The organism is Herbaspirillum huttiense (genome assembly GCF_004367745.1).
Lineage (GTDB): Bacteria > Pseudomonadota > Gammaproteobacteria > Burkholderiales > Burkholderiaceae_D > Herbaspirillum > Herbaspirillum huttiense.
In genome coordinates, this window is sequence record NZ_CP037993.1 from 2,127,040 (window position 1) to 2,139,836 (window position 12,797).

A 12,797-nucleotide genomic window follows, 5' to 3' on the forward strand; every position below is an offset into this window, starting at 1 on the left:
CATGTCCCCGGACCTGCGCGATGCGCAGGCCGGGTTTGATGGAACGTGGGGCAGTTGCCCCGAGCAAGACGAAAGACACAAGCAGGATCTATGAAGAGCAAAATGATTTTCGGCTTCCATGCCGTGACCTCCCGCATCCGCCACGAGGCTTCCTCGGTGGAAGAGATTTACGTGGATGCCGAGCGCCGCGACCGCCGCATGCTGGATTTGCTGCATGCCGCCAAGGAAGCCAATGTGCGCATCATCCAGGCCGACGACCAGCGCCTGGCCGCGATGGTCGGCACGCGCCGTCACCAGGGCGTGGTGGCCAAGGCCGCCGCGCTGTCGCTGGCGCGCACCCTCGATGAACTGCTGGATGCCGTGGTCGGTCCGCCGCTGCTGCTGATCCTCGACGGCATCACCGATCCGCACAACCTGGGCGCCTGCCTGCGCGTGGCCGACGGTGCCGGCGCGCATGCCGTGATCGCCCCCAAGGACCGCGCCGTGGGCTTGAATGCCACGGCCATGAAGGTGTCCAGCGGTGCATCCGACACCGTGCCCTACATTACCGTCACCAACCTGGCCCGCACCATGCGCGACCTGAAGGAGCGCGGCGTGTGGATCATCGGCACCTCCGATGATGCCGAGAAGGGCCTCTACGAAGGCGACTTCACCGGTCCCACCGCACTGGTGATGGGCTCCGAAGGCGAAGGCATGCGCCGTCTCACCCGCGAGACCTGTGACGTGCTGGTCAACATCCCCATGTTCGGTTCGGTCGAGAGCCTCAACGTCTCCGTGGCTTCCGGCGTCTGTCTGTACGAGGCGCGACGCCAGCGCTTGCCCAAGTAAGTCCGGTCATCCCGCATGACATCATCGCCGGACTTCGTGTCCGGCGATTTTTTTTGCCGTTCCATTGTTGGATCACTTCAATTTCACTTCAGTAGCCGTTTTCATTCACGTTTCAGGAAACACACCATGTTCAGCCGACTCAGAGAAGACATCGCCAGCATCCGTGAGCGCGACCCCGCCGCGCGCAACAGCTGGGAGGTGCTGACCTGTTATCCGGGCCTGCATGCGGTGATCCTGCATCGCTGGGCTCAGGCTTGCTGGAAGGCCGAGATGAAGTGGCTGGGACGCTTCATCTCGCAGCTCGGCCGCACCCTCACCGGCATCGAGATCCATCCCGGTGCCACCATCGGCCGCCGTGTCTTCATCGATCACGGCATGGGGGTGGTGATTGGCGAGACCGCCATCGTCGGTGACGATTCCACCATCTACCAGGGCGTGACCCTGGGCGGCACGTCGCTGGCCAAGGGCGCCAAGCGCCATCCGACACTGGGGCGCGGCGTCATCATCGGTGCCGGGGCCAAGGTGCTGGGCGGTTTTACGGTCGGGGACGGGGCCAAGGTCGGTTCCAATGCGGTGGTCACCAAGGAAGTGCCGCCCGGCGCCACCGCCGTGGGCAACCCGGCGCGCATCGTCGAGCGCAATGTCGCGCCAGCCGCGCGTGATCAGGCGGCAGCACGCCTGTTTGCGGCCTATGGCGTCATGCCCAATGGCGATGATCCGCTGTCCAAGGCGCTGCACGGACTCATCAACCAGGTGGCCGCGCAGGAGCAGCAACTGGAAGCCGTGCTGGCCGCCTTGCAGGGTGCGGGGATAGGGTGTCGACGCCTTGAAGAGGCCGGACAATTCGACGCCGCGCAACTGAACCGGCTGGTCGATTGAGGAGCAGGGGCGCAGCCGGGTTCAGACCGGCTGCGTAGCTCGCCACGGCATCTGCCGCAGCGATGAAGCATGTACGGCGAGATCAGGCGATCTCGTCGCCGTTCACATCATGCCGGTGCAGCGCACCGTCAGCCGTCAGGCTGATCCAGCCGCCACGCGGCGTTTCCACGTCGTATTCCCAATCTGGCAGTACATAGCGCAGCTTGCCGCCGTCCAGGCGATGCAGGGCAGGGCGGTGCGTATGGCCGTGGATCAGGACATCGGTGCCGGTCTGCGCGAAGAGCGCATCGATCGCACCGGCATTGACGTCCATGATCGCCATGTCCTTGCTCTGGTTGGCGTCCTGACTGTTCTTGCGGATGCCTTCGATGATGGCCTTGCGCTGCGCCAGCGGCATGGCCAGGAACTGCTGCTGGTAAGCCGGTTGCCGTACCTGGGCGCGGAACGCCATGTAGGCCTGGTCATCGGTGCATTGCGCATCGCCATGGGCCAGCGCCAGCGTGCGACCGGCGGCGGTGATGATGTGCGGGTCCTGCAGCAGGGTCAGTCCGGCGGCATCGGCAAATGCCTGTCCGACCAGGAAATCGCGGTTGCCAGCCATCCAGTACAGTTGCACGCCTTGCGCCTGTACAGTTCGCAGTGCGTCAGCAATCAGTTGGTTGTAGGGAGCAGTACGGTCGTCGTCACCGGCCCAGTACTCGAACACGTCACCCAGCAAGTACAGTTGCTGCGTCTGTACTGCATGGCGCTGCAGGAAGGACAGAAAAGCCTCGGTGGTACGGGGCAGGGCGGCTTGCAAATGGAGGTCGGAAACAAAAAGCGCAACCGTCGGTTGCGCTTTTTGCATGAACTGGAAATCAGTCATGGTCGGTGAAGTCAGCGGTCCGGATCAGGCTCAGACCACTTCTGCCTTCTCGATCACCACATCTTCCGCAGGCACGTCGGCGAACATGCCGGCGCGGGTGGTCTTGACGCCCTTGATCTTGTCGACCACTTCAGTGCCTTCGACGACCTTGCCGAAGACGCAGTAGCCCCAGCCGTCCTGGCCCGGGTAGTCCAGGAAGCTGTTGTTCTTGACGTTGATGAAGAACTGCGCCGAGGCCGAGTGCGGAGCGGCGGTGCGGGCCATGGCCAGGGTGTAGGGCTCGTTCTTGAGGCCGTTCTTGGCTTCGTTCTCGATCGGCTCGCGGGTTTCCTTCTGCTTCATGCCGGGTTCGAAGCCGCCGCCCTGGATCATGAAACCGTCGATGACGCGATGGAAGATGGTGCCGTTGTAATGGCCGGCGTTGACGTAGGCCAGGAAGTTCTCAACGGTCTTGGGGGCCTTCTCGGCATCCAGTTCGATCTTGATGGCGCCGTGGTTGGTGGTGAGCAGAACTGCCATGATGAATCCTTTGCTTGTGGGGGAATGAAAAAAACCGGCGGGCGACTTGGGCCCGCCTTGGCTGCGTGACGGCAGGCCGGCCTTACTTGACCAGGGTGGCCGATTCGATCACCACCGGCGTGGCCGGCACGTCGCCGGCACCGGTGCGCACTTGCTTGATCTTGTCGACCACGTCAGCACCGGCGATGACCTTGCCGAAGACGGCATAGCCCCAGCCGTCCTGGCCGGGGTAGTTCAGGAAGCGGTTGTCCGCCACGTTGATGAAGAACTGGGCCGTTGCCGAATGCGGTGCCGACGTGCGCGCCATCGCCACAGTATAAACCTCGTTCTTCAAACCGTTATTGGCCTCGTTCTTGATGGGCGCGTCGGTGGCTTTCTCGCGCATGTTCTGGTCGTAGCCGCCGCCCTGGATCATGAAGCCGTTGATGACGCGGTGGAAGACGGTGCCGTTGTACTGGCCCTTCTTGACGTATTTCAGGAAATTGTCGACCGAGACCGGAGCCTTTTCAGGATTCAGTTCCAGGGTGATGTTGCCCATGCTGGTCTTGAGCAGCACGCGCGGTGCATCGGCCGCCAGGACGGGAGCAGCCAGCGTGGCCGAGAGAGAGAATGCTGCGGCCATGCGCAGCAGATGACGACGGGAGAGGATCATGCGTTGCCTTCGTAAATGATTTTCCATTGCGATCCTTCACGCACCCAGTACTGGCGCTTGCGGATCGCGTTCTTGCTCTTGCCGACCGCACTTTCCTGGGTGAAAGTGCTGACGATCATGTCTTCCGGTGTGCCGGGATAGCGGAACAGGCTGACATCGCGCAGTTTGACACTGGTATAGCGCGCGCCGTTCAGGCTCTTCTGCTGGCGGCCGAACCAGGTGGCCAGGTTCTCGCCCTGGGCCGAGCGGAATTCGGGAGAGTAATACGCCAGCACCTTGTCGGCATCCGCATTCTCCAGCGACTGGCCCCATTGCTCCAGCATGGCCGAGGCGGCGTCGCGCTGTTTGGCCCACTCGCTCTTGTCGACGAACTGCACGTGCTGGCTGATCACCACCACGGTCTTGCCGACTTCGGCGGTGGAATACAGGCTCTGCAGGTCCGGATTGGCCAGCACCACGCAGCCGTCCGAGGACAGGGGCGGGCGGCTGAAGTTGTCCGAGGGCGTGCCGTGCAGCCAGATACCGTAGCCGCTGCGGCCATTGCGCTTGTCCCACTCATTGGGATAGGACAGCGGCAGTGCGCCGGTGCCATAGAAATCAGGCAGCTTGGGGCCGGGGATGCGGTTGTTGACGTAATACACGCCGATGGGCGTGCGCTGGTCGCCCGACTTGGTCTTGTTGGCACCGAAGCGGCCTTGCGAGACGTAGTAGTCGGTCATGTATTTCAGCTCGCCGCCCTGGTTCTCGTAGACGTACAGGCGCGAGCGCGTGGTATCGACCACCAGCACGTTCTTCTGGTCCTCGCCGACTTGCAGCACGGCCTTGGGGATCAGCTTGGGGTCCGGTTTTTCCTGCAGGGAACGGATGCGCACCATGGCTTCGTCGCGCAATTCCTTGAGCTTGTCGCCGGGACCATCGGCCATGGCGCCGAAGTTGCGCACCGGGCGGGCATGCATCAGCAGCAGGTCGCCGCGCACCAGGTGGCCGAGGCGGAAGGTCGGATAGGCCGCCACCAGGGCGTCGGCCTTGGCCTGGGCTTCGCGCAGGCGGTTGGCACCGAGGTCCTTGTAGATATCAATGAGCAGAGCTTCCGGATCCGGCTTGGCAGCGGGTGCGCCGGCCGTATTGCCTTGCGGCGGAATGGAAGAAGAGGATGCCTCGCTGCCCATCGCAGGCAGACCCGCCAGGCACAACATCAGCAGGCGTCCCAGCATGCGCGCGGGACGCCCTTGCAAAGCGCTAGCCACCAATTACCCTCCCGATCGTTCCTGTTTGATCAGCCATCGATTGCCCTGTTTGACGAAGATCAGGGTCTTGCGGCTGTCCACCGTCAGCCGATCCGAATTATATATCTGGCGATAGCGCACGGTCGCGATGTTGCCATTGATGCTCACCGTGGCATTGCTGACCTTGACACTGATGCGGCCCTTGTCCTCGATGCGGGCGCGGCGCTCTTCGGCCCATTCCTTGCGGGAGGCGCCACGGGGCGTCTCGAAGTCGCTGGCGTAATGGCCCAGGTAGCTGCGCACGTCCTTGTCGCTCCAGGCCTTGGCCCAGCCATTCAATGCTGCCAGCACGACCGCCTTGTCCTGTTCGGCGCTGGCCTCGGCCTTGGCCTTTTCCTTGTCGGCACGGGCCTTGTCGGCCTTGGCCTTCTCGGCAGCGGCCAGTTTCTCGGCCTTGGCCTTTTCGGCCGCGGCCAGTTTCTCCGCCTTGGCCTTCTCGGCGGCAGCCAGCTTGTCGGCTTGTGCCTTCTCGGCGGCAGCCTGGGCAGCCTTGTCCTTCTCGGCGCGGGCGGCTTGTTCGCGGGCCAGCTTGTCGGCTTGCTCCTTGTCCTTCTGCGCCTGCAGTTCCTTCTGCTTCTGCTCGGCGGCAGCCTTGTCGGCGGCGGCCTTCTGGGCGCGCGCCTGTTCGGCGGCCAGTTGCTCGGCGCGTGCCTTCTCGGCCTTGGCGCGGTCGGCGGCGGCCCGGTCTGCTGCGGCCTTCTCGGCGGCAGCCTTGTCTGCGGCTGCCTTGTCGGCAGCGGCTTTCTCGGCGGTCGCCTTGTCGGCTGCGGCTTTTTCCTTCTCGCTGGTGGCCTTGGAGATGGCTGTCTTCTCCGCTTCGGCCTTGTCGGCGGCTGCCTGCTGCGCCAGTTTCTCGGCCGCCAGGGCACGATTGCGTTCCTGCTGTTCGGCCGCTGCCGCTTCGGCCTTGGCCTTGGCGTCGCGCTGGGCCGCTGCGGCCGACGCCAGGCGCGGCACGGTGCCACCGGTGGTGTTGCCGTTGAGCGAGCGCAGCAAGGTCAGCTTGGGCTGCGGCACGTTGGCACCCGGATCGATCTGCAGCGCCTTGTCATAAGCCTGGCTGGCCAGCTTGGCATAGACGTCGCCCAGGTTTTCCAGTGCCGTGGCATAGGTCGGATTGGTGCGCATGGCCATGTCCAGCGCCGCGCGCGCCTTGTCGTACTGGCCGTCGGCCGCATACAGCACGGCCAGGTTGTTGTACGGCTCGGGCAGGTCGGGGAAGTCTTCGGTCAACTTGCTGAACACCGCGATGGCCTCGGCAGAACGGTTTTGTTCTGCTAAGATCAGCCCCTTCGTGAAACGCAGTTGCGCATCGCGCGGGTGTTTCGCCAGCACGGCATCGGTCTTGGTCAGTGCATCGGCATACTGTCCGGCCCGCATCAGCTTGTTGATGTCAGACATTTCACTGGCATGCGCAAGCGTGGCGGGCACCCCGAACAGGGCAGCCACCAGGCTGGACAACACTGCCGTCTTGTGGGCAGTCTTGCTGATCAAACCGCGCAAACCATGAATGGATGTCTGTTCTTGTGATTCTGGGGCCATGGTTTTATCGATGCTATACTCGAAGAAATTCGAAGAAAGCTGGCATTTTATATCAAACAAGTAAGACAAAAAGAGGTTTGGCTACCGTGACCCGTTCATGTTGCAACTGCTGCTAGAACAATGAAACCCAGGCAGGGGCCTGTCAGCGCCATGCTTCATCACGGTGCCGGCCCCAGGTAGTGCATGAACCCGTCGCCCACAGCGGCTACGCCAACCCCAGAATTCCCATCCCATGAGCGAGCTCAAGATTTACAACACGCTGGCGCGTGACAAGCAGACCTTTACCCCGATCGAACCCGGCAAGGTGCGCTTGTACGTGTGCGGCATGACCGTGTATGACTACTGCCATATCGGCCATGCGCGCGTGCTGGTGGTGTTCGACATGGTGCAGCGCTGGCTGCGCGCCTCCGGCTATGCCGTGACCTATGTGCGCAACATCACCGACATCGACGACAAGATCATCCATCGTGCCGCCGAGAACGGCGAGACCATCGCCCAGCTGACCAATCGCTTCATCGATGCCATGAACGAGGATGCCGCTGCCCTGGGCGTGCAGCGTCCCGATCATGAACCGCGTGCGACCAAGTACGTGCCGAAGATGCTGGACCTGATCGGCAAGCTGGAAAAGAACGGCCTGGCCTACAAAGCCAGCGATGGCGACGTCAATTACTCCGTGCGCGATTTCCCCGGCTACGGCAAGCTCTCCGGCAAGTCGCTGGACGACCTGCGCGCCGGCGAGCGGGTGGATGTGAACACCGGCAAGCGCGATCCGCTGGACTTCGTGCTCTGGAAGGCGGCCAAGCCCAGCGAGCCGGACGAAGCCAAGTGGGATTCGCCCTGGGGCTGCGGCCGTCCGGGCTGGCACATCGAGTGCTCGGCCATGTCCAGTGACCTGCTGGGCGACCATTTCGACATCCACGGCGGTGGCCAGGATCTTCAGTTCCCGCATCATGAAAATGAAATCGCCCAGTCCGAAGGCGCGCACCAGCACACCTTCGTGAATTACTGGATGCACAACGGTTTCGTGCGCATCGACAACGAGAAGATGTCCAAGTCCCTGGGCAACTTCTTTACGATTCGCGACGTGCTCAAGAAGTACGACCCGGAAGTGTTGCGTTTCTTCATCTTGCGCGCCCACTACCGCAGCCCGCTGAACTACTCGGATGCGCATCTGGACGATGCCCGCCAGGCGCTCACCCGCCTGTACACGGCCTTGAAAGATGTGCCGCCGCAAGCCGGCGCTCTCGTGGCCGATGAAGCGCATGCACAAAGGTTCACAGAGGCTCTGAACGACGACTTCAACACGCCGGTCGCGATCTCGGTGCTGTTCGAACTGGCCAATGAGGTCAACCGTGACCGTTCGCCGGCGCAGGCGCGCCAGTTGAAGGCGCTGGCCGGCATCCTCGGCCTGCTGCAGCGCGAGCCGGCGGAGTACCTCAAGGGCGGCGTGGCAGCAGCAGACGGTCTGGGCGAAGCCGAGATCGAAGCCCTGATTGAAGCACGCAAGGCGGCCAAGGCAGGCAAGAACTTCGCCGAAGCCGACCGGGTCCGTGCCGAGCTGACCGCGGCCGGCATCATTCTGGAAGACAAACCGGGCGGCCTGACCGAGTGGCGGAGAGCTTGATTTGAATACCAACCGAAAAGCCAGCGAGGCCGATCCCAGCCTGATCGTGCCGGCCTACTGGGAAGAGGCCAAGGCCGAGCTGATGAAGCGCGACCGCATCATGCGCAAGATCATCCCGCAGTTCGGGGATCTGCAACTGACCGTGCGCGGCGACGCCTTCACCACGCTGGCGCGTTCGGTGATCGGCCAGCAAATCTCGACCAAGGCCGCCAACGCGGTCTGGCAGCGCTTCCTGGAAGCCTGTCCGCGCTGCACGCCGGGCCAGGTGATGCGCACTGGTCCGGAAGGGCTGGCGGCGTGCGGCCTGTCCAAGCGCAAGGCCGAATACATCCTCGATCTGGCGGCCCACTTCAAGGCCAAGACGGTACATCCCGACAAATGGGCGGAGATGGAAGACGAAGCCGTCATTGCCGAGATGATCCAGATCCGCGGGATTGGCCGCTGGACAGCCGAGATGTTTTTGATATTTAATCTGCTGCGCCCGAACGTGCTGCCGCTGGATGACCTGGGATTGCTCAAGGGCATCAGCATCAGCTATTTCTCGGGCGAGCCCGTCTCGCGCAGTGATGCGCGGGAAGTCGCCGCGAATTGGGAACCGTGGCGCACCGTGGCGACCTGGTACCTGTGGCGCAGCCTGGATCCGCTGCCGTCCGATTATTGATCCAAGAGGAAGAGGGTGCGTCCGGCGCTGCTGCGCCGGGGCCTTGCTGGTGTATACTCCGCACCTCCCAAGATTTGAAGGCAAACCGATGCAACCGGGGATCATCGCGCCGCAACCCGCTCCGGGCCGGCATTGTCAGCGATTCTCGCCACATCATCGGACTTGTTGAAAAAGGAACACAATGAGTAAATCGACAACGACTTTTCTGGGCTTCGAGCAGGCCATCGCCGAGCTGGATGCCAAGATTGAAGAGTTGCGTTTTGTACAGGATGACTCGGCCGTCGACATCTCCGAAGAGATCGAGCGCCTGGTCAAGAAGAGCCAGCAGCTGACCAAGGACATCTACGCCAAGCTCACGCCCTGGCAGGTCTCGCAGATTGCGCGCCATCCGCAGCGTCCCTACACCATGGACTACGTGCGCGAGATCTTCACCGATTTCCACGAACTGCACGGCGACCGCACCTTCGCGGACGACCAGTCCATCGTCGGCGGCCTGGCCCGTTTCAACGGCCAGGCGTGCATGGTGATCGGCCACCAGAAGGGGCGCGACACCAAGGAACGCGCCATGCGCAACTTCGGCATGCCCAAGCCGGAAGGCTATCGCAAGGCGATGCGCCTGATGAAGGTGGCCGAGAAGTTTGGTTTGCCTATCTTTACCTTTGTCGATACCCCGGGCGCATTCCCCGGCATCGATGCCGAAGAGCGCGGCCAGTCCGAAGCCATCGGCCACAACCTGTACGTGATGGCCGAACTGAAGGTGCCGCTGATCGCCACCATCATCGGTGAAGGCGGTTCCGGCGGCGCGCTGGCCATCGCCGTGGGTGATTCGGTGCTGATGCTGCAATATGCGACCTACTCGGTGATCTCGCCGGAAGGCTGCGCTTCCATCCTGTGGAAGACCGCCGACCGCGCCGCCGATGCGGCTGAAGCGCTGGGCCTGACCGCTCATCGCCTCAAGGCCATCGGCCTGATCGACAAGATCGTCAACGAACCGCTGGGTGGCGCCCATCGTGATCCCAAGCAGATGGCCGGTTTGCTCAAGCGCGCACTGTCGGATTCGCTGCGCCAGTTCCAAGGCATGAAGACCAAGGACCTGCTGGCTGCGCGTCACGAAAAGCTGATGGCTTATGGCAAGTTCAAGGAATTGAATTCGGCCGAATAACTTTCGGTTCGCATTTTCTTCTTCCCGGACGCCAGCGATTGCTTCGCTGGCGTTTGTCTTTTCAGGTGCCGGTTTCTCATGTCCGATCATTCCTCTTCTTCTCCTTCCTCCGGCAAGATCACCGGCAAGCTGCTGCAGGCATTGCACGCCACGCTGGCCGCGACCGGTTTCGATCCCGCGCAGGACACGCTGGCCGTGGCCTTCAGCGGTGGGCTCGATTCCACGGTGCTGCTGGAAGCGGCCGCGCATTGGCAGCATGAAAGCGGCGGACGCGTGGTGGCCCTGCATGTGCATCATGGACTCTCGCCCAATGCGGATGCCTGGCTGGCGCATGCCGAGCAGGCATGTGCGCAGCGCGGCATCACCTGCGCGCACGAGCGCGTGCAACTGGAACGGGTGGCCGACAGCGGTGTGGAAGAAGCGGCACGGCTGGCGCGTTATGCCGCACTGGGACGGCTGTGCCGCGCCCATGGTGCGCGCCTGCTGCTGACGGCCCATCATCTCGACGACCAGGCAGAAACGGTGCTGCTGCAGCTGCTGCGCGGCAGCGGGCTGGCGGGCCTGTCCGGCATGGATCAATGCAATGCGGCGCCCGGTTTGCTGGGCGATGCGGACACGCTGATCGCACGGCCTTTCCTGGCCATCCCGCGTGCGCAGCTGGAAGAGGGCGCACGCGCCTGGTCGCTCGCCTGGATCGAGGATGAGTCCAACAGCGATTCGCGCTACACCCGCAATGCCTTGCGTCATCAGGTGATGCCGGCATTGGGCCAGGTCTTCCCCGGCTACCAGCAGCGCCTGGCGCGCGCGGCCGGACACGCACAGGGCGCGCAGGAACTGCTGCGCGAAGTGGCCGAACAGGATCTGGCGCAATGCCGTGAAGACGATCATCTGCGCATGCCCGCGCTGCGTGCTCTGAGCGAACAGCGCTTCCTGAATCTGATGCGTCACTGGTTCGGACTGCGCGGCATGCGCATGCCGTCATCGGCGTGGATGCAGGAGATGCGCACCCAACTGCTGGAGGCCGATGTGGAAGCGCAGCTGTGCGTCTCCCATCCTGACGGCGAAGTCCATCGTTACCGCGAGCGCGTCTTCCTGGCACCGCGCCGCCGCCTGCCCGATGAGGGCGCGTCACTGTCGCTGCGCTGGAGCGGGCAGGCGCAGGTCCATGTGCCGGTCTTCCACGGCACCCTGCAGTTCGAGCCCATTCCCGCTGGCGATGCGCGGCCGGGCTTCGATGCCGCTTGGCTGCGTGCGCAATCGCTGCTGGTGTGCGGGCGCAGCGGGGGGGAACGCATCAAGCTGGCGCAGAATCGTCCGGCGCGCAGCCTCAAGCAGCAATACCAGAGCGCCGATGTCCCTGCGTGGGAACGGCCTTATCTGCCGCTGGTGTGGGCAGGGGACGATCTGTTGTTTGCGGCAGGCGTGGGCATGGACTGCGCGCATTTTGCGCAGGCGGGAGAACGCATTGCCTTGCGGTGGCAGCAGGATTGATCTGCATCGGGCGTGTCGGCGTGAGTGGACAGCCGAAGCGAAGCAAACCATTTAAATGATATAAAAAATATCGCCCCCGGACCTGACGGTGCGGGGGCGATATCCCTGTCATCCCTGACATGTCCGGGCCTCAGACGGATCCGATGCCCGCGGTGCTGCTCCTTGCGGACGCCTTACTTGGCGGCGGCGTCAGCGGCCGGCTTGGCTTCCGTGCCGGCAGCGGCCTTCTTCTCGGTCTTGCCTTCCGCCTTCTTTTCCGACTTCTTGTGCTTGGCGTGATGTTCCGCCTTGGCCTTCGGCGCGGTCTCGGTCTTGGCGGCTTCAGCCTTGGCCGGAGCAGCCGGGGCGGCAGCGGCGCCGGTCTGGGCGAACACCGGCAGGGTCAGGGCCGACAGGAGGGAGGCAACGATGATGGTCTTGGTCTTCATGGTGATGTCCTTTCAACGACTAGTGTCTGGTCAGTGTCAGTAGTACTGTATGCACGGTGTGTGCTGTGTGTCTGCTATGTGTTTGCTACGTGTACCGGGCGCTGGCCCGGTACGGTCTTGCCTGGATTACTTGGTCTTGGCAGCGGTGTCGGTGGCGGCCGTCTTGGTGTCCGCAGTGCCGGCATCCTTCTTTTCAGCCTTGGCTTCAGTCTTGGTATCGGCCTTCTTCTCCGATTTTTCGGACTTCTTGTGCTTGGCGTGATGCGTGGCCTTGGCCTTCGGTGCGGTCTCGGTCTTGGCGGCTTCCGCTTTGGCCGGGGCGGCGGTGGTGGCAGCCGGGGCGGCAGGAGCGGCGGCTGCGCCGGTCTGGGCGAACACCGGCAGGGTCAGGGCCGACAGCAGGGAGGCAACGATGATGGTCTTGGTATTCATGGTGATGTCCTTTCAGAGACAAGTGTCTGTTTGCGTCAGTAGTACGGTGCGTACGGTGTGTGCTGCGTGTCTGCTACGTTACTGCCATGTATCTGCTATCTGTACCGGGACTGGCCCGGTACGGTCTTACTTGGTCTTGGTCGCTGTATCGGTAGCGGCCTTGGTGTCGGCCTTGGCTTCGCTCTTGGCGTCAGCCTTCTTCTCTGCCTTTTCCGCCTTTTCCGACTTTTCGGACTTCTTGTGCTTGGCGTGATGCGTGGTCTTGGCCTTGGGCGCGGTGTCGGTCTTGCCGGCTTCCGCCTTGGCCGTGGCTGCTGCTGGCGCGGCCGGCGCAGCGCTGCCGGTCTGTGCGAACACCGGCAGGGCCAGTGCGGTCAGCAGGGAAGCGACGATGACGGATTTGGTTTTCATGGCAATTTCCTTTAGAA

Annotated in this window: 14 protein-coding genes; 6 read left to right on the forward strand and 8 right to left on the reverse strand. The window is 63.1% G+C overall.

What is annotated here, in order from left to right:
- Window positions 1-90 precede the first annotated feature (90 nt).
- Both rlmB and cysE read left to right on the forward strand, forming a co-directional pair.
- Complete coding sequence (gene rlmB, locus E2K99_RS09475; RefSeq protein WP_121039396.1) at window positions 91-828, forward strand: 23S rRNA (guanosine(2251)-2'-O)-methyltransferase RlmB; 738 nt, start codon at window positions 91-93, stop codon at window positions 826-828.
- A gap of 126 nt (window positions 829-954) precedes the next feature.
- Window positions 955-1,707: a serine O-acetyltransferase gene (gene cysE / locus E2K99_RS09480; protein WP_134222057.1), complete on the forward strand. Its 753-nt coding sequence runs from the start codon at window positions 955-957 to the stop codon at window positions 1,705-1,707.
- Between the two features lie 82 nt (window positions 1,708-1,789).
- Here cysE and E2K99_RS09485 read toward each other — a convergent pair whose 3' ends face one another.
- The 5 genes from E2K99_RS09485 to E2K99_RS09505 form a co-directional block, all read right to left on the reverse strand.
- On the reverse strand, window positions 1,790-2,572 hold the full coding sequence (locus tag E2K99_RS09485; RefSeq protein WP_134222058.1) for a UDP-2,3-diacylglucosamine diphosphatase: 783 nt from the start codon (window positions 2,570-2,572) through the stop codon (window positions 1,790-1,792).
- Window positions 2,573-2,602: 30 nt separating this feature from the next.
- Window positions 2,603-3,091: a peptidylprolyl isomerase gene (locus E2K99_RS09490; protein ID WP_121039405.1), complete on the reverse strand. Its 489-nt coding sequence runs from the start codon at window positions 3,089-3,091 to the stop codon at window positions 2,603-2,605.
- Between the two features lie 82 nt (window positions 3,092-3,173).
- A complete protein-coding gene (locus tag E2K99_RS09495; protein WP_134222059.1) occupies window positions 3,174-3,743 on the reverse strand; it encodes a peptidylprolyl isomerase in 570 nt (189 codons plus the stop codon).
- Window positions 3,740-4,957, reverse strand: a complete 1,218-nt coding sequence (locus E2K99_RS09500) for a L,D-transpeptidase family protein (RefSeq protein ID WP_121039411.1) — start codon at window positions 4,955-4,957, stop codon at window positions 3,740-3,742. Before E2K99_RS09500 ends, E2K99_RS09495 begins: the two co-directional genes overlap by 4 nt.
- Window positions 4,958-4,993: 36 nt before the next feature.
- Window positions 4,994-6,571, reverse strand: coding sequence for a YybH family protein (locus tag E2K99_RS09505; RefSeq protein ID WP_134222060.1), 1,578 nt, complete (start codon window positions 6,569-6,571; stop codon window positions 4,994-4,996).
- 232 nt (window positions 6,572-6,803) lie between these two features.
- Here E2K99_RS09505 and cysS point away from each other — a divergent pair, with 232 nt between their 5' ends.
- The 4 genes from cysS (at window position 6,804) to tilS (ending at window position 11,509) form a co-directional block, all read left to right on the forward strand.
- Window positions 6,804-8,195 (forward strand): cysteine--tRNA ligase, encoded by a 1,392-nt coding sequence (gene cysS / locus E2K99_RS09510; protein WP_134222061.1) that lies wholly within the window; start codon window positions 6,804-6,806, stop codon window positions 8,193-8,195.
- A 1-nt stretch (window position 8,196) separates the two neighbouring features.
- A complete protein-coding gene (locus tag E2K99_RS09515) occupies window positions 8,197-8,856 on the forward strand; it encodes a DNA-3-methyladenine glycosylase family protein (RefSeq protein ID WP_034335513.1) in 660 nt (219 codons plus the stop codon).
- A 181-nt stretch (window positions 8,857-9,037) separates the two neighbouring features.
- Window positions 9,038-10,018 (forward strand): acetyl-CoA carboxylase carboxyltransferase subunit alpha, encoded by a 981-nt coding sequence (locus E2K99_RS09520; RefSeq protein WP_008327848.1) that lies wholly within the window; start codon window positions 9,038-9,040, stop codon window positions 10,016-10,018.
- A 78-nt stretch (window positions 10,019-10,096) separates the two neighbouring features.
- Complete coding sequence (tilS, locus tag E2K99_RS09525; protein ID WP_134222062.1) at window positions 10,097-11,509, forward strand: tRNA lysidine(34) synthetase TilS; 1,413 nt, start codon at window positions 10,097-10,099, stop codon at window positions 11,507-11,509.
- 173 nt (window positions 11,510-11,682) lie between these two features.
- On the opposite strand, the gene E2K99_RS09530 is transcribed toward tilS, so the two are convergent.
- From E2K99_RS09530 to E2K99_RS09540, 3 genes are all read right to left on the reverse strand, one after another.
- Window positions 11,683-11,937 carry a hypothetical protein gene (locus E2K99_RS09530; protein ID WP_121039423.1) on the reverse strand — a complete coding sequence of 85 codons (255 nt, stop codon included), beginning with the start codon at window positions 11,935-11,937 and terminating at the stop codon, window positions 11,683-11,685.
- Between the two features lie 126 nt (window positions 11,938-12,063).
- The gene (locus E2K99_RS09535) at window positions 12,064-12,369 is read right to left on the reverse strand and encodes a hypothetical protein (RefSeq protein WP_121039426.1); all 306 of its coding nucleotides are present in this window, start codon (window positions 12,367-12,369) and stop codon (window positions 12,064-12,066) included.
- A gap of 126 nt (window positions 12,370-12,495) precedes the next feature.
- A complete protein-coding gene (locus tag E2K99_RS09540; protein ID WP_121039429.1) occupies window positions 12,496-12,780 on the reverse strand; it encodes a hypothetical protein in 285 nt (94 codons plus the stop codon).
- Window positions 12,781-12,797: the final 17 nt, after the last annotated feature.